At 55.1% G+C, this 24190-nt stretch carries 18 protein-coding genes; 13 read left to right on the top strand and 5 right to left on the bottom strand.

What is annotated here, in order from left to right:
• The first annotated feature begins 99 nt into the window (after positions 1–99).
• On the top strand, positions 100–2388 hold the full coding sequence (locus ET33_RS18515; RefSeq protein ID WP_235206752.1) for a putative bifunctional diguanylate cyclase/phosphodiesterase: 2289 nt from the start codon (positions 100–102) through the stop codon (positions 2386–2388).
• Positions 2389–2440: 52 nt separating this feature from the next.
• Here the strand turns inward: ET33_RS18515 and ET33_RS18510 are convergent, their stop codons facing one another.
• Positions 2441–4624, bottom strand: coding sequence for a 5'-nucleotidase C-terminal domain-containing protein (locus ET33_RS18510; RefSeq protein WP_036684956.1), 2184 nt, complete (start codon positions 4622–4624; stop codon positions 2441–2443).
• A 158-nt stretch (positions 4625–4782) separates the two neighbouring features.
• Here ET33_RS18510 and thyA point away from each other — a divergent pair, with 158 nt between their 5' ends.
• The 6 genes from thyA (at position 4783) to ET33_RS18480 (ending at position 9616) form a co-directional block, all read left to right on the top strand.
• Positions 4783–5577, top strand: coding sequence for a thymidylate synthase (gene thyA, locus ET33_RS18505; RefSeq protein WP_036684954.1), 795 nt, complete (start codon positions 4783–4785; stop codon positions 5575–5577).
• Positions 5578–5660: 83 nt separating this feature from the next.
• On the top strand, positions 5661–6167 hold the full coding sequence (locus ET33_RS18500; RefSeq protein ID WP_036684951.1) for a dihydrofolate reductase: 507 nt from the start codon (positions 5661–5663) through the stop codon (positions 6165–6167).
• Between the two features lie 97 nt (positions 6168–6264).
• Positions 6265–6582, top strand: a complete 318-nt coding sequence (locus ET33_RS18495; RefSeq protein ID WP_036684948.1) for a hypothetical protein — start codon at positions 6265–6267, stop codon at positions 6580–6582.
• Between the two features lie 281 nt (positions 6583–6863).
• Entirely contained in the window at positions 6864–7841 is a 978-nt protein-coding gene (locus tag ET33_RS18490; RefSeq protein WP_036684945.1) for a LacI family DNA-binding transcriptional regulator, read from the top strand.
• Positions 7842–7967: 126 nt separating this feature from the next.
• Complete coding sequence (locus ET33_RS18485) at positions 7968–8300, top strand: PadR family transcriptional regulator (RefSeq protein WP_036684942.1); 333 nt, start codon at positions 7968–7970, stop codon at positions 8298–8300.
• Positions 8297–9616, top strand: coding sequence for an FtsW/RodA/SpoVE family cell cycle protein (locus ET33_RS18480; protein ID WP_036684940.1), 1320 nt, complete (start codon positions 8297–8299; stop codon positions 9614–9616). Before ET33_RS18485 ends, ET33_RS18480 begins: the two co-directional genes overlap by 4 nt.
• A gap of 58 nt (positions 9617–9674) precedes the next feature.
• Here ET33_RS18480 and ET33_RS18475 read toward each other — a convergent pair whose 3' ends face one another.
• From ET33_RS18475 to ET33_RS18465, 3 genes are all read right to left on the bottom strand, one after another.
• Positions 9675–10619, bottom strand: coding sequence for an ABC transporter permease (locus ET33_RS18475; protein ID WP_036684937.1), 945 nt, complete (start codon positions 10617–10619; stop codon positions 9675–9677).
• The gene (locus ET33_RS18470) at positions 10612–11613 is read right to left on the bottom strand and encodes an ABC transporter ATP-binding protein (RefSeq protein WP_051775442.1); all 1002 of its coding nucleotides are present in this window, start codon (positions 11611–11613) and stop codon (positions 10612–10614) included. Before ET33_RS18470 ends, ET33_RS18475 begins: the two co-directional genes overlap by 8 nt.
• Positions 11614–12435: 822 nt before the next feature.
• A complete protein-coding gene (locus tag ET33_RS18465; protein WP_036684935.1) occupies positions 12436–13299 on the bottom strand; it encodes a helix-turn-helix domain-containing protein in 864 nt (287 codons plus the stop codon).
• A gap of 225 nt (positions 13300–13524) precedes the next feature.
• Here ET33_RS18465 and ET33_RS18460 point away from each other — a divergent pair, with 225 nt between their 5' ends.
• The 6 genes from ET33_RS18460 (at position 13525) to ET33_RS18435 (ending at position 22820) form a co-directional block, all read left to right on the top strand.
• Entirely contained in the window at positions 13525–15501 is a 1977-nt protein-coding gene (locus ET33_RS18460) for an alpha-amylase family protein (RefSeq protein ID WP_036684933.1), read from the top strand.
• A 102-nt stretch (positions 15502–15603) separates the two neighbouring features.
• Positions 15604–17421: a sensor histidine kinase gene (locus tag ET33_RS18455; protein ID WP_235206751.1), complete on the top strand. Its 1818-nt coding sequence runs from the start codon at positions 15604–15606 to the stop codon at positions 17419–17421.
• On the top strand, positions 17396–19003 hold the full coding sequence (locus tag ET33_RS18450) for a response regulator (protein WP_036684931.1): 1608 nt from the start codon (positions 17396–17398) through the stop codon (positions 19001–19003). Before ET33_RS18455 ends, ET33_RS18450 begins: the two co-directional genes overlap by 26 nt.
• Positions 19004–19207: 204 nt before the next feature.
• Complete coding sequence (locus tag ET33_RS18445; protein WP_036684928.1) at positions 19208–20536, top strand: ABC transporter substrate-binding protein; 1329 nt, start codon at positions 19208–19210, stop codon at positions 20534–20536.
• A gap of 556 nt (positions 20537–21092) precedes the next feature.
• Entirely contained in the window at positions 21093–21974 is an 882-nt protein-coding gene (locus ET33_RS18440; protein WP_036684925.1) for a carbohydrate ABC transporter permease, read from the top strand.
• A gap of 18 nt (positions 21975–21992) precedes the next feature.
• Entirely contained in the window at positions 21993–22820 is an 828-nt protein-coding gene (locus ET33_RS18435; RefSeq protein ID WP_051775426.1) for a carbohydrate ABC transporter permease, read from the top strand.
• A 92-nt stretch (positions 22821–22912) separates the two neighbouring features.
• Here ET33_RS18435 and ET33_RS18430 read toward each other — a convergent pair whose 3' ends face one another.
• Positions 22913–24085: a TolB family protein gene (locus ET33_RS18430; RefSeq protein ID WP_036684920.1), complete on the bottom strand. Its 1173-nt coding sequence runs from the start codon at positions 24083–24085 to the stop codon at positions 22913–22915.
• Positions 24086–24190 lie beyond the last annotated feature (105 nt).

Here is a 24190-nt window from a genome sequence, read left to right as displayed (position 1 = left end):
ATGATTAATTTATAATTAATTTATCGTTAAGGCTTAGGCTTGTGCAGCGCTTCCCTTGGCATCTATATGCGATACAACAATGAGATGAGGCGGATGGTTATGAACTGGATCGCTTGGCGTAAACCGATGATCGCGGTGATAGCGGTTTATTTTGCGGTATTCGCTGCGGCAAAATGGGGCTTTGGGGCGGGTGCCCGCTTTTTCCTGCTATGGGAGGTCATTCCGCCTGCCGCTTCGCTTGCGATGCTGCTGAGGACTTATCATACCCAGCGAGGCAGCGCGGGAATGTTCTGGCTGCTGATGACTGCGGGCGCCTGTTTCTATTTGCTGGGGCAACTGGTCTGGTCCTTCTATGCTTGGGTGCTACTAGTCCATCCTCCGACGATCAGTTTAGCCGACCTGTTCTGGAACTTGCAGACCGGCCTGTTTTTTGCCGCTTTGTTTTATTTGTTATTCCGGGAAAAAAGCATTTCGCAAGGCATCCGGTTTCTCTTCGACTGTATCATGATTCTGCTGATCGTCGGTACGGTAAGCTGGGAGTTCGTCATCAGTCCCAACCTGCAGAAGATTCTGTCCAGTCCCGACGGATTCGGTCAGGTGGCGGTTCTGTCGTACCCGATAGCGGATTTCGGGATATTGCTTTCCCTATTTGTCCTTCATTTTGCTTATACGCCTTTGTTCGACCGGCGGGTGCTTGCCTTGATCACCTTCGGGTTCGTCGTCTTTATCGCCGGGGATACGATTTATGTGCTCGACGTGATCTCGGGAAAATATCAGGGAGGGCAGTGGTACGACCTGCTGTGGAGCGCGGGGCTATTCGCATACGGCTTCGCGGGCTGGCATGCTTCCCACCCCAATGACCGGCCTGCGCCGGAGCCGCGCTTTGTCGCCTGCGCCCGTCTGCTGCGTTTGCTTTTTCCTTACGTCGGCTTCGCGATCTTATTCTTGTTAATGCTTCGCCACATCGATCAGCCGGACGCTGTCGTGATAGGAACGGTCATGGTTACCGTCCTGATCCTCGTGCGCCAAATCTCCATGCTTCTGGAGAATGAAAGGCTGGTCAACCGGCTCAAGCAAATGCTTGAAAAAAGCGAGTTTCTCGCAACGCATGACGACTTGTCCGGGCTTCCGAACAAGCGCTTGTTCGAGCGGAAGGCGCAGGAAGCGATCGAGCACGCCTCGCAGGACGGACAGCCGCTTGCGGTGCTGTTTCTCGATCTGGACCGTTTCAAATACATAAATGACAGCCTGGGCCATGTGACAGGCGACGAATTAATTCGTCAAGTGGCGGAACGGATTCGGGGAATCGTTCCGGAGAATTACATCGTCGCCCGTCAAGGGGGCGACGAATTTACAATCCTGACCGGGCCTCTGGCCTCTTCCCGGCAAGCGCAAGCGCTTGCGGAATCGATTCTTCGGGCCGTCGCCGAGCCTTTCAAGGTAAGGGTCCACGAGATTCAGACCTCAACCAGTATCGGCATTGCGGTCTACCCGGAAGACGGCCTGTCCATAGCCGACCTGATGAAGCATGCGGATGCGGCCATGTATCAAGCCAAGGAGCTTGGCGGAGGCCGGTTCCGGTTCTTTACGCCGACGCTGAAGGACGGCATGCTGAGAAGTATTCTGATGGAGCGCGCGCTGCGGCATGCGCTGGATCATGACGAGCTGTTTTTGTGTTATCAGCCGCAGGTATGCTCTAAGGAATTGACGATCGTCGGAGCGGAAGCGCTGCTACGCTGGAGGAAAGCGGACGGGCAACTGGTGCCGCCATCAGATTTTGTGCCGCTTGCCGAGGATACCGGCTTGATTGTGCCGATCGGCGATTGGGTCATTCGGACAGCTTGCAGGCAGGCCGTTCAGTGGGAGAGGGAAGGGAGGGCGCCGCTGAAAATTGCGGTGAACGTCTCGCCCAGACAGCTCGTGCAGGACGGCTTCGTAGACAAGGTGGCCGGTATTTTGAAGGAAACGGGAATGGCCGCCAGCCGGCTCATTATCGAAATTACGGAAGGCGTCGCGCTGCAGAATACGAAGGAAACGACCGATACGCTGCTGCGCCTTAAAGCGTTGGGGCTGCAAATCTCGATGGACGATTTCGGTACGGGGTATTCGTCGCTCGGCTATTTGCGGACGTTTCAGGTCGATTCGCTCAAAATCGCGCAGTCGTTCGTCGGAGAAATGGCCGAGAACGAAGGGCATGCCGGCATTGTCAAAGCGATTATGGCTATGGCCCGGAGCCTGAATTTATCGGTCGTCGTCGAAGGGGTGGAGACGGAGGAGCAGGTGAAGCTGCTTCAAACGATCGACGACTGTACGATTCAAGGCTATTACTTTTATAAGCCGCTGCTGCCTGACGAATTATCCGCTGTACGGGATAAGGTGAAGCAATAAAACCCGCAGACCTGAACGAGCCAGGGCCTGCGGGTTTCCTTGTATAGTGACGTTATTTTTTCAGATCCAGCCGGATTTCGCGGCCGTCGTTCGGCAGGGAGAGCGGCTGGCCGGAAGTGCCCTTCTCTTTCATGTAATCGACCCAGGCGTCCAGCATGATCATGCCGTCCTTCCAGTCCTTCACTTCGCCGAACGTCGTGAATCCGTCCCCGGCGCCGGTCGACATGAAGTCGTTAGTCGTCACTTTGAAGGTACGGCTGTCGTTCAGCTTCCCGTCCACATAGATCGGTGTGCCGTCCAGCAGCGTAATTTTGCTGTATTTCTGACCTTGCGGCTTCGTGTTGTCCCACTCGACCTTCAGACCCGAGAATTGCATAGCCGGCAGCTTGGAATATTGGTCCGTGACCTCCAGCAGCGTCTTGATCTGGGAAGCGGTCATCGTGCCGGTCCGGTTGTAGTTGCCGAACGGCAGCACCTCGAACATCATGCCGTAGGTTATTTTGCCCGGCTCGATATCCGCGCGCAGCCCGCCGATGTTCGTGAAGGCGATATCGGATTTCTCGGCCCAGCGCATTGCATCGGTGACGGAGTTGCCGATCGGCGTCACGCCGTCGCGCACCTGATTGCCGTTCGCGTCATAACGGTAGGAGCGGGTCGTCCATTTTTCGGAGGCTACGGCGATTTGCTTGTTGGTTTGCTCGGCAATTTTCGCTTGGTAGTCGGCGACTGTTTTTTGCACGTCTTTGTTCGCGGTCGTCAGATTCGTGTACGTTTCCAGCAGGCTGGCGCTCGAGGAAACGACTTTTTTGTTGTCCTTATCGACATAAAGCTGAATGTGGCCGACGGCGTACAGCCAGCTTTGCGCCTCGACGACCGGAATGTGGTTCACGATTCCCGCTACGCGCTTGTGGGAATGGCCCCCGACGATCGCGTCCAGCGTACCGTTGCCTGTCCCATTCGCCAGATCGACGAGCTCGCCCATAATTTGCTGCGATTTCGCGTCCTGCTCGCCCGGCAGGTGGGAGGTCACCAGGACGATGTCGGCGCCTTTGGTGCGCAGCTCGGCCGACAGCTCCTTCGCGTACGGAACCGGATCGGCGAACGTCAAGCCTTCGATATTGGTGGACTTGGTCGTCGTCTTGGTCTGCGGCGTGGCGAGGCCGATAATGCCAACCTTCAGCCCGCCTTTCTCTACGATGGTGTAAGGCTGCGTCCAGTCGACGCGCTTGCCGGTTTTGTCTTCGATGATGTTGGCTCCGAGAATCGGGAACTTCGCTTTCTTGATATTGTCGATCAGCGTGTTGCGGCTGAAGTCGAACTCATGGTTGCCGATGGCAGCGGCGTCATATTTGACCTGAGCCATCGAATCCATGACGGATTGCCCGTTCGTCGTATTGGAGATGAGCGTTCCTTGCCATGCGTCTCCGCCGTCTACGACGACCGTCCCGCCGGGATTGACCGAACGAAAATCGTCGACGATGCCGCCAAGCGTCTCGATGCCGCCCTGCGCCTGATTGCGCTTCTTGTCGAAGCCCACTTCGATATGGCCGTGAATGTCGTTCGTGGTAAGAATATCAATAACTTGGAAAAGGACAGGTTTCAGCGCCTTGACCGCTTCGTCGCGGGTCACGGAGCCCTTCGGATCGAAATTGCCGTCCAGCTTCGGCTCAAACAAGCCCGCGAGCACGCCGTAAGCAACAAAGGGACGGGACGACTCGCTGATGGAGGAGGCGTCCTTGAAGTAGCTCAGCACGTTCTGGTTTACTTTTGGCGCTTGGCCTTTAGTAAGCGCGCGCACGATGAGAACGGCCAGCTCTTCGCGGGTTACCGGACGGTTCGGCTCGAAGAGGCCGCTGTCGCCTTTGGATACGATGCCGGCGGCTAAAGCGTTGGTAACGGCTTCAAGCTGCCACGCCTCCAAGTCGGAGAAAGGCTGTGCCGATTTGTCGCTCTTCGCCAGCTTGGCCGCCCGGTTCAGCATGGTGACGAGCTCCGCGCGGGTCACCGGCCGGGTGCCGCGCAGGTCGGTGTCGTTCGGATATCCTTCGACCGCTCCTTTCTCGAAGGCCAACTGCATGTCCGATTTGGCCGGAGTCGAATCGGCGGCTTTGGTCGCCGTCGCCGGTTCGGCCGCCAGCGCGTAAGGGACGCCGGAGAGCCCGGGCGCGCTCAGCAGCGATGCGGAGAGCACCGATAGGACGGCGGTTTTTTTCCAGTGGGACGAATGCTTGATCAAATGAATTTCCTCCTCAAACGATGGTTATATATGGGATCGAATCTATTATATCGGATAATTGTCATCGTGGTGTGAATGCGATTCATATTTTTTTTTGATGAAGCGGGCCTCGAAAGTTTGCTATAATAGAACGATCATGAACGATCGAGGTGCAACCGATGCAAAAATATTTAGATCTGCTGCAGGACATCATGACAAGCGGGGTGCGCAAGGAGGACCGGACCGGAACGGGGACCATCTCGGTGTTCGGGCGGCAGCTCCGGTTTGATCTGTCCGAAGGCTTTCCGTTGTTGACGACGAAAAAGCTCCACATCCGCTCGATCTTGCACGAGCTGCTGTGGTTTTTGAGCGGGGAAACGAATATCCGCTACTTGCAAGAGAACGGCGTCACGATATGGGACGAGTGGGCGGACGAGAACGGCGATCTCGGGCCGGTCTACGGCTCGCAGTGGCGTTCGTGGCCGGCGCCGGACGGACGGAGCATCGACCAGATCGCTAAGCTGATCGAGCAGATCAAGCGGAATCCCGATTCGCGCAGACATCTGGTCAGCGCGTGGAATCCCGCCGAAGTGGACAACATGGCGCTGCCGCCTTGCCATTATGCGTTCCAGTTTTATGTCGCGGACGGCAAGCTGTCGTGCTTGTTCAACATGCGTTCGGTCGATACGTTTCTCGGGCTGCCGTTTAACATCGCAAGCTATGCGTTCCTGACACATATGGTGGCGCAGCAGTGCGATCTGCAGCCGGGCGAGCTGATCTGGACGGGCGGGGACGTGCATATTTACGCCAATCATGTAGAGCAGGTGAATCTGCAGCTGACCCGCGAGCCGTATCCGCTGCCGCAGCTTGTGATCAAGCGGAAGCCGGATTCGCTGTTCGATTACCGGTTCGAGGATTTCGAGATCGCCGGGTACCAGAGTCATCCGTCGATCAAAGCGCCGATTGCAGTATAACGAGAGCGTACGGGGGCATCATTAGGCAAAAAAGGACGCTTGCGGTTCGCAAAGCGGCATACTATACGCAAGGAGAGGTTTGCGTGACGATTTCTTTCATACTCGCGATGGACGAAGCCCGCGGCATCGGCATCGACAATACGCTGCCGTGGCGCTTACCCGCGGATTTGGCTTATTTCAAGCAAACGACGAAGGGACATACGGTGCTGATGGGCCGGAAGACGTTCGATTCCATCGGCAAGCCCCTGCCCGGACGGCGCAATGTCGTGCTGACCCGGGACGACCGATTCGCTGCGGCGGGCTGCGAGGTGGTCCATTCCGCGCAGGAGGCGGCGGCCGACTACGGCCACGGCGGAAGCCGGGCTTCCGAGGAGCTGTTCGTCATCGGCGGCGCGGAGGTGTACCGGCAGCTGCTTCCGTTCGCGGACCGGCTGTACATTACCGAGATCGCGCACCGGTTCGCGGCGGATACGCTTTTTCCCGAGCTTGAGCCGGGCGAATGGCGCGAGGTATCGCGGCAGCGTGGCGTGAAGGACGAGAAAAACCCGTACGATTACGATTTTGTGGTGTACGAGCGGGCTGGAATGTAACGTATCTCCAAAAAAGGAATGAAGCCGGAGCTTTTCGCGCATCTTAAAGGTTGAACCGTGTGCACATCCCAGCATGATTGAGAGGAAGATGCCGAACATGACACAGGTCAACCAGCATCAAATGCCGATCCAGCATGTGATCGACAACGCGGAGAAAGCGATCCAGGTAGCCAAGGACGCCGAAATGGCCGTCCGCCACGCGCAGCTTCAGTCCGACCCGCACAAGCTGTCCTCTGCGCTTGCGCAGCTGGAATCGGCACATCAGGCGCTGGCGAAGGCGCAGAGCCAGATGTCGGCGCAGGACCACGACCATCACGGACAAGAGCTCGTGCAGGTGCAGGACCAGTTGAACCAAGCGCAGCAAAGCTTGGATGTGGTCGCATCGAACACCGAGCAGCCGAAGCAAGTCCGCTGACCGGACGCAGGTTCGCGCCGCTCCGAGGCAGTTAAGCGAAAAAAAGCACAGGCCCGCCGACAGAATACGGCAGAGCTTGTGCTTTTTGTATGTTATGGAACTTGGAGCAATTCGAGCCCGTTTATCGGGACGCTACCGTTACGCCTGTAAGTCCGTCACGCCGGTAGAAACGATCCCTTGAACCGAGTGTAACGTATGGAATGCATTTCATAGCAAGCGTTTTTTTGTGTGAAAAGCGATGTGTTACAATAAGGCTAATGAAGGCGAGGAGGCGGACGGTTATGGCAAACATTAAAGAAATTGCCCGCATGGCAGGCGTTTCGGTCACGACGGTTTCTCGTGTGCTGAACCGCCACCCGTACGTGAGCGAGGATAAAAGGGCCGCCGTGCTGGAGGCGGTGCGGAAGCTGGACTATGTTCAGAATTTGAACGCCGTCCATTTGATCAAAGGCAAGACATCGATGATTGCGGTCGTGCTTCCTTATGTGGATAATCCGTACTTGAGCTCGCCGGTGGAAGGCATCTTGAGCGAAGCGAACCGGAGCGGGTACCGCGTAGTCCTTTGCCAGACAAATTATCGCTCCGAGGAAGAGCTGAAAGTGCTCGAAATGCTCAGAATGAAACAGGTCGATGGCGTCGTTATTACGTCTCGGACGAACGCTTGGGATGTGATCAAACCTTTTTTGGCGTACGGTCCGATCGTCGTCTGCGAGGACGCCGGAGACGAGCCGCTGTCCTGCGCCTATATCGACCACTACCGCAGCTTTGAAACGGGCCTGCGCTATTTGACGGCCCAAGGACACCGGCATATCGCTTGCTGCATCGGCAGGCGGGGCAGCAATACGAGCCTGGCGCGGGAACGCGCCGTCCGCGAAGCGCTCGCTGCCGTGCAGGAGCCGCTGCGGCCGGAGTGGATGTTCTACGACGCGCTGTCGATGGAAGCAGGCGTTGAGGTCGCGCATCGGCTGGCCGGCATGAACCCGCGCCCGACGGCGGTGCTGGCGGGTACGCACCAGACCGCGGCGGGGCTTGTCGCCGAAGCGCGCAAGCTCGGGCTTCGCGTACCGGACGATTTGGCGGTGATCGGCTTCGATAACCATATGCTCGGCGAGTTGCTAGACATTACGGCGGTGGAGCAGTCGAACAAGGACGTGGGCCGCGCCGCTTTTCAAATGCTGCACCGCTATATTGCGGAAGACTGGTATGAGGCGGAGAAGCAGGAACTGCCGGTCCGGCTGGTGGAGCGCTCGACGGTTTGAAGTATGCGGTAAGCTGGACAAGTAGAGTAGAGCCAGCTATACTAATACCTAGAATTACGATACATAGATTTACGATGCTTGTATCTGAACGACAGCATAGGCGTGGAAAGGAGGCTCGGTTTGGCAATGAAGGTCAGCAAGGAGCTGTTGAAAGGAAGCACCGGGACGATGATTCTGACGCTGCTTGAGCGTCGCAATATGTACGGGTACGAGCTGATCAAGGAGCTGGAGAAAAGCTCCGGTGGGATGTTTTCGCTGAAGGAAGGGACGCTGTATCCGATTCTGCACGGTATGGAGGCGGAGCGCTGGGTCGAGGCGTACTGGGAGGAAGCGCAAGGACGGCAGCGCAAATACTACCGCATCACCGAGGCCGGTAAGCGGCATCTCCAGGAGAAAACGGCGGAGTGGAAGCAGTTCCGCGACGCGGTCGATCTTGTTTTGGGGGAGGGAAGAGCATGATCCGCGAGCACGAGAACGTGCGGGATTATTTGAGCAGCGTCTGCTCGCAGATTCGGGCGAGAGAGCTGCATAAGGACATCCGGCGCGAGCTGGAAAGCCACTTGGAGGAGCTAGCGCTCGATAAGGAAGCGGAAGGCGCGAGCCGGGAGGAAGCGATCGCTTGGGCGATCCGGCAGATGGGTGACCCGGTAACAGTCGGCCGTGAGCTGCACCTCGTTCACAAGCCGCGGATGCATTGGGGCTTGCTGCTCGGCTTTATAGCGTTTTTAGGGTTGGGTGTCTTCGCGATGTATGGCATCGAGTCCAGCTATGCGGTGATGCGTTCCAACAGCCTCGACGGAGTTGGTTTCGCAATCCGTAAAATGTTTTTCATCGCGCTAGGACTGCCGGTTTTATTGCTGTTTTATTTTATGGATTATCGGAAGCTGAAGGCTTGGTCGCTCCTTATGTACTGGGTTGCCGGCGCTGGTATGGTTTGTACTATACTGTTCGGACGGCAGGTGAATGGGGCGAGAAGTTATTTTGCGTTTGGAAGTTTCGCGGTGGATTGGACGGTTATCAGCTCCTATTTATTTATCGCTGCGGCGGCTGGTTTGCTTCTCGATTGGCGGAGGCAGAAGCGTAATTTTTGGCTGAAATCGATGCTTGCTTTTGTTCTCGTACCATTCGTGCTCTATGCGATGGTACCTTCGTTATCGACGATTCTATTTTATTTGATAAGCTATGGGATCCTATGCAGCGTTGTTACCCGTAAATGGTGGCTTGCGCTACTGCAAACGGGAGGAACACTGCTTCTTCTGAGTGGAGCGTTCTTGATCCGGTATTACTTGAGTCAGCGAGTGTTAGCCTTTCTTAATCCCGATAGAGATCCTTCGGGCGCGGGGTATATGTATATCCAGATGAAAGAGGCCCTGAGCAGCGCCGGCTGGTGGGGTCACGGATTCGGAGCGGTCAATCCCAAGCTGCCGTATATTCATAGTGAATTGATTTTAACTTATCTCGTCTACAGCTTCGGTTGGGGCATCGGTATCGCGGTTGCAGGCGCTGCCGTTTATTTCGTGACTCGGATGCTCCATTCGTTGGGACAGGTTCGCGAGACATACGGCAAAATGCTGATTGTGGCCGCCGCTTCCATCCTCGGAGCACAATTCGGCTACTGTATCGTCATGTCGCTCGGCTTGCTGCCGCTTATCTCCGTCGCTTTTCCGTTCGTCAGCTATGGCGGTACCCATACGCTAGTCGAGATGGCAGTCATCGGCCTCGTTCTCGGCATTTACCGGAGGAAGGATATGATCCGCCTCGGCAGGACCTTCTGACGGCAAAATAGACGCCAGTCGCACCCGGCACAGCGGGGCGTTGGCGTCTTTTATATGTCTAAGCGGCTACATCCCGCTTGCCGAAGATGAAGAACGATAGCGCCATAAACAACACAAAATAAGCGAGCAGCATCATAACCGAGAAGCCGAGGGTCATCCCTTCGATCAGCGGCTTCCCTTTAATATATTGCGTCAGATCGAGGTGGGCGAACAGCACATACTTGACCCAAGGGTATTCGCGAAGCCCGTGCACGATGCTCGTTCCGACAAAGAGCAGGGCAATGGAGCCGCCGATGGCGAAGGAACTAGACCGGAACACGGTGGAGATCATGAATCCGAACGTCGCCATCATCACGAGGGAAACGCTGTTCAGCGCATACGTTTGAAGCAGGGAAGCGACCATGCTATGCTCGATGACGATGCCGTCTCTTACGTCGAGAATGGGCTGATGAAGCGCGCCGGTGCCGTAGAGGCCGATGCCGAGAAGCCAGCTTGCGGCGAAAACAGTAACCAGCAGAAATAAAGCAAATCCGAGAGAAGCGATATATTTGCTCAGCAGCACCTTCCACCGTTTGGCCGGCCGGATCAGGATGAGCTTGATCGTACCTCCGGAAAACTCCCCGGCGACGTTGTCTGCCGCTACGACGATCGTAAAGATCGTAATTAGCGAGATCAGGCTTGTTCCCAGCGTGACGGGATTCCACAAGCTGCGTTCATTGACGGGAATGTCGTGCTCGATGGCATACCGGTCGTGGAGAATGCTTTCTTGAAGACGCTGCTTCTGTCCTTCGCCCATCCGCGCGTCGCTCATCATCTGCTCCGTCTGCTGAATGTTTGCTGTGAGCCGGGTTTTCCAGTCCCTTTGATCATTCGGCTTATCCATAAATTGGACAGTGGACAGGAGCGTCATAAATACAATCAGGCTCGCGGTCATCACCCAGGTTCGCCATCGGCGGAAAATTTTCATCGATTCGTTCTGCACCAAAGGCATCAACCTAAGCATGCCGCTCCCCTCCCGTCAGTTCCAAAAATTGTTCCTCCAACGTCCGGCCCGAACTGCGGACGCCGTATACTTCGATGCCGGCTTGCACCAGCTTGCGCACAACAGATGGGATGACCCGTCTGGCGAGCCTGCCTTCGATAGCGGCTTCGGCCGTCCCGCTGCGTTCCGGGTCGGTACATTCAAAGGCTGCCTCCGGATACGAGGAGGCGAGCAGCAGCTGCGCGCTTGCCGGCTCGTTCACCTCGAAGACGACGCGGAGCTCGGCGTCCGAGGGCCCGGGGGCCAGCTCCCGTATCGGACGAACGTCGATCAACTCGCCTTGGCGAATGATGGCGACCCGGTCGCACATCAGCTCCATCTCGGACAGCAGGTGGCTGGAAACGATAATCGCCAGCTCTTCCGTCCGGGCCAACTGCCGCAAATAATCGCGCAGCTCCCGGATACCGGCGGGGTCCAGGCCGTTGGTCGGCTCGTCGAGGATCAGCACCTTCGGCCGGTGCAGCAGCGCTTGTGCGACGCCCAGCCTTTGGCGCATCCCGAGAGAGTAGGTGCGGACCTTATCGCGAATCCGCTCCTTCAAGCCGACCAACTCGACGACCTCGTCGATTCTGGCTTTTGTCACGCCCTCGTGCATCCTCGCAAAGTGCAGCAAATTGTGGTAGCCGGACAAATACTTGTACATCTCCGGATTTTCGACAATAGCCCCGACGCGCTTCATGGCGTCTTCGAAATGCCGCTTGACGCTGAGGCCGTCGATCAGCACTTCCCCGCCGGACATGCCGATGAGACCGACGATCATGCGGATGGTCGTCGTTTTCCCTGCGCCGTTCGGTCCGAGCAGACCGAATATTTCGCCGGCCCGCACCTCCAGATCGAGCCGGTTGACGATCGCTTTTCCTCGGATCGTCTTCGTAAGCCCGCGAATCTGCACTACGGGCGGCTGGCTCCTCCATGCCCCGGAACCTGTTTGTTCCGTCGGGCGCTTTTTTTCCACAGCGTGCTCTGCCTGCCTGTTCAATCCATATCCCCTCCGTACGATATCCTTCAGATCAAAGCTCAGTATAGCCGGGACATCTTAATAACTAGCGGAGGAAATTCTTAACAACATCTTAAATTCAGGAAAACTGGGAAAAGGGGGGCGAAACGACGAAGAGGACCGGAGTAGTCCCCGGTCCTTACTAAGCTATATCATTCATGGTTAATTGTGTAAATGTATAGGAATCAGAGCGGCTGCACATGCTGGTAGGTCACAATCAGAGCGAACGTGAGCAGCAGACTTAAGAGCGCATACTTTAGTTGCTTCAGAGTGAAATTCATGAGCTTCCCTCCCTTTCCTAGCCTGTGAGATTCATTGTAACGCAGGACAATAGGTCTTGGTGTTAAGATTTTGTAACTACGCGTCTAGCGGTCCCTTAGCCATCGGGCCGTAGATAGTTGTCATTACCCATCCGATTGTCTGCCTGAATCATAGCGGCAAGGAGAATAGTTAAGTAATTTAATTATCTGCTATTTATCATCCGATTGCAATTGAAGTAAATGGAAGAAAAGGAGACGATAGCTTTGTAGACGAGAGAGAAGGAGAGAGGAAGCATGGGATCGAGAATCATGCATTACTGCATATGCCATCGGATTGCACAAAAGCTTTTCCATCGAAAGCCGCAGCGATTTTTTACTCGGCGGGATTGCGCAGGACGGTCTTCATGAAATGAACCATTCCAAAGAGGTTACCCACTTTGTCGAAAGGGAGTCAACCGGTGTACGGCCTTCCTGCTGGAACATGTGATGGAGGCCAAAGTTGGCGAGCTTCAGTCAGCCGCTAGTCCGAATCCCGCGGCAGGCTGTTCCGGCTGCGGAATGCCGTCGGACTGATCCCGTAAAAGGCAGCAAACTGCTTGGAAAAATAATGGATCGAATCGTAGCCGAGATTGTCCGAGATAGACGTAACCGACTGCCGGCTTTCCAGCAGCAAATTGGCTGCTTTTTTCATTTTCATCCGCAGCAGGTAGTCCTTTGGGGTCATGCCGGTTTCCTGTTTAAATAGCTTGTAAAAGTAAGATTTTTTCAGCCGGCATTTGCGGCACCAATCCTCGAACGAGTAACGACGCTCCGGGTGGCGCTCCATCTCCTCCATAATTTGCAGGATGCGGTAATCGTTTGGTGCAGCATTTTTGATGCTGTTGTACCAGCGCAGCAGAAACGCGCGCATCAGCGATCCCGTGATCGCTTCTGCATAATAAGGGGCGTCCTCCGATCTGGCGATTTGCACAAACAGTTCAATCAGGTGCGGGTGGGGGCTCAGCGACATTTTGGTCGGAAACTCGTCCAGTTCGGGGCAAGCTTCCTGCCGGGTCAACATCGATCGGTCGGGCGGATCGGGATAAAAGGCGAAGCGCGGCTCCGGAACCGGATGCCGCTCCCATAAATCGCAGTAAATGTTATACGAATCGAGCGGAAAGCCGGGCTTATGGTGAAACGAATGCACCTGTCCCGGGCGGATGAAAATCAGGGTACCTTTTTCCACGGAATACGTGACGTTGTCCACGACGATATCTCCGCGGCCGTCCAGAAACAGATGATAGGCGAACGTATAGCCGACCCTTGTTCCTTCATGCTCGCCGCCGTTATACGTATAGGGTGCCGCCGAACGCACATGCGGAACGATTTCTGCCAAATCCTTCATCTCGGGTTCCTCCGGGCGTTAGGTTCTCGCGAATAGCGGAATTTTGTACAAATCGATGGAAGGCCTTTCAAATACATTCCCAACGTCCTAATGATACAATAACCCCGACAAAAGAAAAAGCGCAGGAGGCTGGAAGGCGATGGAACACGCCGTCTAGACCACCCGATTAATAAAGCTGCACAGCAGCTTAACCCACCTATACCAAGAAAGCGAGGTCGCCAAACGATGCGATTCCGACAAGTACACTTAGATTTCCACACCTCTGAAATGATTCCGCATATCGGGCGGAAGTTTTCCAAGCCGCAGTTCCAAGAAATGCTCAAGCGGGGGCACGTCGACTCGATTACCGTGTTCGCAAAATGTCACCACGGCTGGGCGTATTTTCCTTCCGAAACGAACGAAATTCACCCGCATCTGGACTTCGACCTGCTCGGCGCGCAGATCGAAGCGGCGCACGAGATCGGCGTGAAGACGCCGGTCTACTTGTCGGTCGGCTTCGACGAGAAGCTGGCGCGCGTCCATCCCGAGTGGCTGATGCGGGACGAGAACGACCAGACAAACTGGGTTAAAGGGTTCATGACGCCGGGGTATCATCAATTTTGCTTAAATTCGCCTTATCTCGATCTGATGATCCGCCAGGTGGAGGAGGTCGTACGCAAGTACGATGCCGACGGCATCTTCCTCGATATCGTCGGCGTCCGCACCTGCTACTGCCATACCTGCGTTGCCATGCTGCGCGGGGAAGGAAAAGACCCCCGTGAGAAGCAGCACGTTGTCGAGCAAGGCGAGCGGATTTATGCGAATTACACGCAGCGTATTCGCGAAGCGATCCATGCGATCAAGCCGGAGATGCCGATTTTCCACAACGCAGGGCATATTTCGCAGGGACGCCGGGACTTGGCGGCGATGAATACGCACTTGGAGCTGGAATCGCTGCCGACCGGCGGCTGGGGCTACGATCATTTCCCGCTGTCGGCCCGCTATGTGCAGCCGCTCGGCATGGATTTCCTCGGCATGACCGGCAAATTTCACACGTTCTGGGGCGAGTTCGGCGGCTACAAGCATCCGAATGCGCTGCGCTACGAAACGGCGCTCAGCTTGGCGAACGGAGCGCGCTGCTCCATCGGCGATCAATTGCATCCCGAAGGGCTGATGGACCCGGCCACCTATGAGCTGATCGGCAAGGCGTACGCCGAGGTCGAGCGGAAGGAAGCGTGGTGCGCGGACACGACGGCGATCGCGGATATTGGACTGCTGTCCGTCGAATCGGTCGGCGTGGACAAAATGGGCGGTGCGATGTTCACGGGCAACTCCGACGCCGGGGCTGTGCGGATGCTGCTCGAAGGCAAGTTTTTGTTCGACGTGATCGATCCGGATGCCGAGTTCAACCAATACAAAGTCATTATACTGCCGGACTACGTGCTGATCTCGGACCGGCTGCGCGCGAAGCTGGAGGAGTTTCTCCGGCAGGGCGGGAAGCTGCTCGCTTCGGGCAAGTCGGGCTTGGACGCGGAGGAGCGCGAGTTCGCCATCGATTTCGGCGTACGGCGGGTTGGCGAGAATCCGTTCAAGCCGGACTATTTCCGCCCGAAATTTCCGCTGCACAGCCTTGGCGAAGCGTCATTCGTCATGTACGCTGCGGGGCAGAAGATCGCGTTGGACGGCGGAACCGAGCTGGGGCGGCGCGAAGATCCTTATTTTAACCGGGAAGTATTCACGTTCTCGTCGCACCAGCATACGCCCAGCTCGATGAACGACGGCGGCCCGGGAATGGTGGAGGGCGCCAGCGGCATTTACATCGCTTGGAACGTCTTCGAGGACTATGCGACGAAGGGCAGCCTGTTCCTGAAAGAGATTGTGCTCTACGCGCTGGACCGGCTGCTGCCGGACAAGACGCTCACAACGAGCTTACCCGCCCAAGGGGTCGTCACGCTGCAGGAGCAGCAGGTCGAGCGCCGTCTCGTGAACCATCTGCTGTACGCCGTGCCGGTCAAGCGCGGGGACGGCGTCGAGATCATTGAGGATATCGTTCCGCTCTATAACGTCGACGTGAAGCTGCGTTTGCCGGGAAGACGGGTGAAGGGCGTGTATCTCGCGCCGCAAGGAACGCCGCTTGATTACAGACCGGGCACCGAAAGCATCGAGTACACGCTGCCCGAGCTCGAATGCCATCAGATGGTCGTCATCGATCTGCAAGATTAAGACAACTTCAAGGTTTTACCAATTCGGAGGTGTTCCAATGCACCTCCGTTTTGTCCTATAATGAAACTCTGATAGCGCTTACTGCGGGAGAGGTGACGGGGCTTGCTGACAGCTATGAAAAACCGCGTACTGGACTATTATTACTCGCTTTCCGTCAATAAAAAGATCACGCGCTCGTTTATGACCGTCCTGTCCTTGCTGCTGATTTTGCTGTCTGTCTTTACGTACCGCGTCTCGTCCGCCATACTGATCGATAAAGCCATCGAGAACACGGAGCAAAATTTGCGGCTGGTCTCCGAAAAGCTGGAGATAATCCTCGACAATTCGGAAAACTACTCCAAAATTGCGATTACGAACAACAGCGTGCAGCGCTATCTGAGCGCCCCGCCCACCTCGGACCCGCTGGAAAATTACAACCGTTCGGTTGAGGTTTCGAACGCCCTCGCCGATATCGTCGATTCGAAGACGTTCGTGGACGCTATGCTCATCTACGACCGCAACGGCCACCTGTACGATTCCGGGGGGCTCAAGAACGTCCGGAACGTCAACGACGAATATATCCGGGCATTCTCAAGTTCCACTTACGGACCCGTATGGAAGGATACGGCCAAAAGCAACTACGAGAAGGAAGGGGGGGCTCACCCTGTCGTCTCGCTCCTTCAGAAATTCAATACCGCCAAGGACGGGAGTCCTCTCGGCGTCATTCAACTATCCATCGACGAGCGATACATTGCCGATCAATACGCTCATATCAATATCGGGCACAGCGGTGAAATCTTTATCGTCAACAAGCAGGGGACGATCGCCTCGCACAGCGACAAAAGCCGGCTTTACGCTTCCATCGGGCAGGAGCCTTATTATTCCTGGGTGATCGGGCATGAGGGCGGCCGGACGTTCAGCTTGAACGGCGAGGACAATCTGGTCGTGGCCCGCACCTATCCGCGCTTGAACTGGATTATTGTGGGAATCGTGCCGATTAAGGAGATTACCCGCGATAACCAGATTTTGATGGAAAAAACTTTTTATTTAAGCCTCATTTTCGTCATTTCGGCCATCGTCCTGACCATTCTTATCGCCAGATCGATTACGAGGCCGCTGAACCAGATCAAGAAAACGGTCAAAAGCGTGCAGGAGGGGAACCTCGACGTCTGGCTTGAACTGAAGGAGCGCGACGAGATCGGCGCCTTGGCCAGAGAGTTTAACAAAATGGTCGTCCGCACCAAAAAGCTCATGGAAAACATGGTGGAAGAGCAGAAGAAGAAAAAAGAGTACGAGCTCGCCGTCATGCAGTCGCAAATTAATCCGCACTTTTTGTACAACACACTGGAGAGCATCTGCGCGCTTGCCGATTTGAAGCGGAACGCAGATATCGTGAACATTGTGAACCAACTGGCGTTGTTTTACCGGGGCGTGCTCAGCAAGGGCAGCCACATCATCTCCATGGAAGATGAAATCATCATTACGCAAACGTACTTGGAAATTTTGAAGGTGCGCTACGGCGACCGGCTCGATTCCCTTTTCGAGATCGACGACAACGTGTACAAGTACTCGACGATCAAGCTGCTGCTGCAGCCGATTGTGGAAAATTCGATCAATCACGGGCTCCGAAACAAAAGGGGAAGAGGGCTGATCCGCATCCAAGCGCATGTCCTGGACGGCAAGGTGCGGATCGAGGTGAGCGATAACGGCATAGGCATTACGCCGCAGCGGCTGCGGCAAATTTTGAAGCCGGACCCCGGGCATTACCGGACGAAAAGCTTCGGGCTGAAGAGCACCGACGAGCGAATCAAGCTTTATTTCGGTTCCGAATACGGGCTGGAGATCGACAGCGTGCCCGGGGAAGGAACGACCGTCCGCATTACGCTGCCGGCGATCGAGAACGGGGGGATACCGCATGATTCAAGCGATGATCGTCGATGACGAATATTTGATCCGCGAACGGCTGAAGGTCGGCATTGACTGGCAGGAGCTCGGCTTCGAGATCGCCGGAGAGGCCGAGAACGGGGAGGAGGCGCTGCTGCTGCTCGAGCACGCGCCGATCCGGCTGGCGATCGTAGACATTAACATGCCGATCGTGGACGGCCTGGCGTTCGCGAAGGCGGCCCAGCACCGGTTTCCTGAGCTTCGCATCATCATCCTCACCGGCTACGGGAGCTTCGACTATGCGAGAACGGCTTTGCAGGCAGGCGTGTCCGACTATTTGCTGAAGCCGGTCAACATGGAGGAGCTGACGCAGGTGTTAACCGCGATGTCGGCCAAGATTCGGGAGGACATGGCACGGCATTCGCAGCAGGAGGATTTCAGGCAGAGTGTCCGGGAAAGCAATACGATTTTGCGCCGGACTTTCATCCAGAGCTTGCTGGATGGCATCGGACCCGGCGGACCCGAGCACAGCCCGGACAAATGGCGGCAGTTTTGCCCGAATCTGCGGGACGATGCGCTGCTTGTCATGGTGTTCTCGATTGATAAATCCCCGGGTGACGGGAAGGAACAACCACCTTGGAAGCGGTTCGCCGTATTCAATATCGTCGGCGAGCTGTTCGGCGGGCTTCGGCCGTGCGAGCTTACGCTGGATGACGAGGACAGAACGGTGCTGTTGGTACATCCGAATGCCGGCGGTATCCGGGAGAAGGAGTGGCTGGAGCGGCGGGGCGCGGAAGCCGTTGAAGCGGTCCGCCGGTTTTTGAAGTTTACCGTGACGGCCGGCATCGGCAATGCCGCGCAAGGCCCGGATGGCATTCCGAAGTCGTATAAGGAGGCGGTTGTGGCGTGCAAGCATCGCACCGTTCTCGGCGGCAACCGGGTGATCCCGTTCGAGCGCTTGCCGAAGCCAGCGCTGAAAGCGGACCTGTCCTTTATCCGGGAGACGTTGATGGTCCAGCTCAGGCTGGGCAACAAGGCGGCGGTGGAGCACGAGCTGCGCCAATGGCTGGAGGCGATCGTGCGGCAGAAGCTGTCGTTGGATACGCTGTACATGACCGTCTATGAGCTCGTTGCGACGCTAAATCTATACGCCGCCGAGAGCAAACTGGATATGACGTTTTATGGCGGCGACACGTTCAATCCGGTGCGGCTGGTCGACGAGCTGGAGCGGATGGAGGAGATCGCGGACTGGGCGGCGGCGCTGTTCGGCCGGGTGCTGGAGCAGACGCACAGCTTGAAGCAATCGACACCCGCTAAGCTCGTGGATAAGGCGAAGCAGTTTATCGATGGGCAATATGCCGATCCGGACCTCGACTTGAACGCGATTGCCAAAAGCATTTTTATTCATCCGAGCTATTTGAGCCGCATTTTTAAGAACGAGACCGGCTATTCCGTCGTGGAGTACATGACGAGGCGGCGACTCAACAAGGCCAAGGAAATGATGGAGAACGGATGCAAAAATTTGCTGTTCGTCTCCGAATCCGTCGGCTACAAAGACCCGCATTACTTCAGCAAATGCTTTAAAAAGCATTTCAGCGTGCCGCCTTCCCGGTTTACCGGGAGCGATTCCCGCGAATGACTTTGTCGAAGACGGCCCCGTTGTGCCGCTGTGCGAACGGGTGCGGTCTTTTTTTGCATGGAATGTTCACGGAATGTTAAAAATATTCCCGGTGGCGTAAAGATATTGCATTCATGCGGCGAGCGGCGCCCTTTATAATGACACTATGTCGAACAGACAAACAGCAATTGAGATCAAACATAAAATGGGGAGGTTGCTTAACACATGAAAAAAAGAGCGCTTACACTAGGGCTGGCATCGCTGTTCGCCGCTTCAAGCCTGCTGGCGGGCTGCGGTTCGAATGACGCCGCTCAAGGCAATACGGGTACCAAGGGCGACAGCAAAAGCGGCGACAAAGTCAGCATCCGCATCTTGACGCGTATCTCCGGTACCGATCCGAAGTCCGTGGCGTTCCAGAACCTGCTCAAGCAATTTATGGAGAAAAACCCAGATATTACGGTAGTCGACGAATCGTTGAACGACGAGGCGGCATTCAACAACAAATTCAAAACGGCCGTCGCGACGGGCAGCGTCCCGGAAATTTGGATGAACTACGGCGGAGTGGCATTTAAAGACTATGCGAAAAACATCGCGATGGACCTCGATCCCGTCCTGAAAGAAGATAAAGCGTGGTCCGACGCGTTCCTGCCGCTGTTCGACACATGGAAATACAAAGACCTGCCGGGCACGTACGGCGTGCCGAACGAGTTCTACAGCGTCGCGATCTACTATAACAAAGAACTGTTCCAAAAAATCGGCGCAGAGCCGCCGAAGACAATCGAGGAATTCGAGGCGGTCGCCGACAAATTCAAAGCGATCGATGTTGTGCCAATGGCGATGGCCGACAAAGACAACTTCCGCGGAGGCCACCTGCTGACGAATCTGGCGCTGAAAAAATACGGCTTCCAGAAAACCGAAGACCTGATGGGCGGCAAAGCGAAATGGAACGATCCCGATATGGTTTCCTTGCTGCAAACGATGAAAAATTGGCAGGATAAAGGCATTTTCGGCAAAAACATGGTCACGACCGACGGCAACGCGATTACGAGCATGTTCCTCGGTGGCAAAAGCGCGATGATGTTCGAAGGCGTCTGGGCGATTTCCTCCATCGCAGCTTCTCCGATCGCCGACAAAATCGGGGTCATTCCGTTCCCGGGCTACAAAGACAAACCGGAATTCAAGGACAACTGGTTCGGCGGTGCAGGCGGTTATTCCGTCTCCAAGGAAATCACAGGCGCGAAAAAAGACGCTACGATCAAGCTGTTGAAGTTCCTGACCTCCGTCGATGCGTTCAAGTATTTCCTCAAGGAAACGAAGGGCGGCGTTTATCCGGTCAAAATGGATTCGGGCTCGGCTCCGATCGATCCGGTTACCGCAGAGTACGTCAAGGCGCAAAGCACCGCCAAAGACTTCAAAGGCGAGATCGAGGAGTACAGCCCGATCATGCAGCTGCAGGACAAGGTGCGCAACGAAGTCCAAGGCATGTTCGCCGGCAATCCTCCGCAAAAAACGGCGGATACGATTCAGAGCTTTGTCGATTCGAATAAGAAGTGAGTAGGAAAACCAGCTTCGCAAGTTTTAATTCTCCGTTATAGACCGGTGGAGTATATCCCTCCAGCCGCTCTTGAACCCCGCGAAAGTTTGATTGAAAGTAGAGGTGTTTTCGCGGGGTTCAAAGGCGGACGTTTCACTCTTCCGGGATATACCCCACCTACTATTATTGGAGAATTGTTGAACCGCAAAATCTAGTTTTCCTCGCGGAAAAGTAAATAATAATGAGAAGCAAGCTTTCCGAAGGAAAGCTTAGGCTCATTCAATGAAGATTATAGTTTTCCTGAAGGAAAACTTAGGCTTGTCGAGGTTTATGCAAAATAAAGATGCATGGAGGGTGGAGTATCCACTGGAGGAGCGATAGCGTTCGCCTTTGTCCACGGGAAATATCCGCTGAAAAGCGGATTTCAATAAAAATTTCCTGTGGGCAACAGCGACCGGAAGTGGATACTCCGCCCCTCATCAATCTACAGTTTTTGCAAAAAGCTTCCTTGCGGAAAACTCAGCGAATGCTTACGAAGTTAGCTTTCCTACGGAAAACTTGAAGGAGGGGAACAACATGGTCGGCCGAAAGCCTTATTTTATCGCAGCCGTTTTTTTGCTGCCGGCGCTCTTGTTATATACGCTGGCGTTTATCGTGCCGATCTTCCAGACGGCTTATATGTCCTTTTTTAGCTGGAACGGCATCAAGAACGTCGCCTTGGAATATGTCGGGCTGCAAAACTACAGCGCCATGTTTCAAAAGCCTGAATTTTACCGTTCGCTCAAAAATATCGGTGTGTTTATCTTAGCCTCGTTCGTGCTCATTTTGCCGGTCGCATTTGCGCTGGCGCATATCGTCACCAGCAAGATGAAGGGAAGACGCTTTTTCAAAATTGCCTTCTTTATGCCTTCCGTGCTCCCGCTCACGGCCGTCGGCTTGATGTGGCAGTTTTTGCTCAAAGGGGAGGGCGGCCTCGTCAACATGGTGCTCTCGGCGATCGGCGCAAGCTCGCTAACCCACGATTGGCTCGGCGAACCGGCCATTGCCATCTACGTCGTGGTAGTGGTCAACGCCTGGATCTACTGCGGGCTGAATATGATCATTTTCGCCAGCGGTATGGTGGCGATTCCTGAGCAATTGTACGAGGCGGCGGCGATGGACGGAGCGGTCGGCTTCAAACGGCTCTGGTACATTACCGTGCCGATGATGAAGGAGACGCTGAAAATTTTCTCGATTCTTGCCGTTACGCAATCGCTTCGCGTGTTCGGGCAAATTTTCGTCATGACCGGCGGAGGGCCGAACGGCGCCACGGATGTGCCAACCACGCTGCTCTATTACGAGTCCTTTAAATACAACAACTTCGGGATGGGCAATGCCATCGGCACCTTCATTATCGTAGCGGCACTCTTATCCACGGTTATACTCAACAAGCTGATGAACACAAAGACGATGAAATAAAGGCAGGTGAAATGGAACATGACGCTTCGCTCGTATAAAATTCCGGCATATGTGTTTTCTTCGCTTTGCGCGGTTATTTTTATGTATCCGTTGTTTTTCTCGGTGATTTCTTCGCTCAAGGATAATCTGGAAATATACAATAACGTCTTCTCGCTGCCCGAGGTATGGCGCTGGAGCAACTACAAGCTCGCTTTTGCCACCGCACACATTGATAAAGCCGTATGGAACTCCTTCATCTATGCGATCGCAGGCACGCTTCTAACCTTGCTTCTGGGAATCATGGCATCGTTCATCCTGACCCGGATCTCGCTGAGGTGGAACGGCGCTTTATATATTTATTTCATCATGGGGCTGATGATCCCCGTCTATTCTCTCGTCATTCCGATTTCCCGGATGATCGGCTCGTTCAACGGCTTTAACAACTATTTCGTCATGATCGTGCTGTACGCGACGTTTCAACTGCCTCTAACGATTTTTTTGATTACCGGCTTTATGAAAGGAATTAACAAGGAAATTGACGAATCGGCGGTCATGGACGGCTGCGGTCCGGCGACGCTGCTGTTTCGGATCTTGACGCCGCTGTCCATGCCGGCCATCTCGACGGCGGGAATCCTGGCCTTCTTCGATATTTATAACGATTTGATATGGAACGTCATTATGGTCAATGACCGGAGCATGTTCAACATTTCGATGGCGCTCATGTCCTTCGTAGGGGAGCGAGGCAGCTCGCAGATGGGCCCGACGTTCGCGGGCATCATACTCACGATCATTCCGACCATTGTCATCTATTTGCTGTTTCAGGAAAAGGTGGAGTCCGGCCTGAGCGCGGGAGCCGTGAAGGAGTAACGGAAATAGGCCGGCCTTCTCGGGAAGGGCTCCGGCATGATCGGCTGAAAGCCCGGCAGGGGGCTTTCAGCGTCTTGTGTTTTTAAATTACCCTACTGTACGTTTGAAAAATTTCGCAGCAGCGCGTTTTGCCCCTTGAATTGGACCGGCATCAACCGCTTTTCTCCCGTTTCCGGGTTCAAAATCCACCTTTTCGCATCCTTGAAGCTCCCCGACTTTGGCGCGGAAATAAAAGAAATTTCGTTGCGGTCCAGCGCAATCAGGTTCACGTTATTGTGATGCTCGGCAGTCGGCGGGAAAATCGTTTTGACATTCGCGCTAGCCAGATCCATATATTCAATCGCACCGCCTTCCCCGTTGGCCCCGGTGTAGCTGATGAAGGCGACATGGCTGCCGTCCGTTGTCCAGATGGCTTTCCCGATGGCCGAACGGTCGGAAGGGGAATAGATCATTTTATTTTGACCGCTCGTCAGGTCATAAACCCACAGGCTTGAGGCCAGCCATAGCGGAACATTTTCTCCTTTGGCATAATTGCGGTTCAACGTGGCGCTGTACACGATCCGATTCCCGTCGGGGGAAAGGACCGGCGCGGCAAACTCGACCATCAAATACCCTCCGGCGTCGTCGAGCGGAACCGGCTTCCCTCCGTACGTTTTGACGATTTGATCCAATTCGTCTTGGGTCTTATAAAACTTCATCCGTTCTTCCCCGTTCTCTTCTTCCGCTCGCTTGACCAGCCAATTTCCGCCCTTGACCAAGGTCTTGACTTTCCCGCTGCCTGTATCCAGCACGCCGATCTCCTGGTCGACATGGGTGGTTTGGTCGCTTTTGACAAACAAGATCCTCCGGTGATCGGGGAACCACGAGATCGTCTTGATTTCGTTCATCACAGGGAGGTTGTCGAAAAATACGCTTTGCTTGGAGCTTGTCAGCGATTGAACAACCAGATACCTGACCGTCTGCTGCTCGTTCCATTGGGTATAGGCGGCTTTCGTCCCGTCCGAGCTGATCACCCCGAAGTTGTCCGGAGTCACGTTCGGCAGCTTTAAAATCGTCTTGCTCTCTACCGGCTCCGGATGATAAGCGACAAGCTGGCTCCCCGTTCCGTCGGCTGTAATGCCCACAAGCCAGCCTTTATAGTCTTGAGCGCCCTTCTGACCCTGGATGCTCGTGATCAACAGGTGCACGATCCACGAAAGACCGACAATAAGGATTAAAATTAACGCGATGATATGGAAGCGGTTTACCGTTTGCTTAGACCCCATAATTCCACCCCAGCCTGAAATAATCGTAAACCATTCGAAAAAAAAGGTGCTCCTGTTCCATCATTCCTCAAGAAAAGGAGCACCGGTAAAGCTGCAATCGGCCGT

Source organism: Paenibacillus tyrphae, from assembly GCF_000722545.1.
Taxonomy (GTDB): domain Bacteria; phylum Bacillota; class Bacilli; order Paenibacillales; family NBRC-103111; genus Paenibacillus_G; species Paenibacillus_G tyrfis.
Note: the sequence above shows the minus strand (reverse complement) of the source record. Positions and strands in the feature narration are given on the sequence as shown.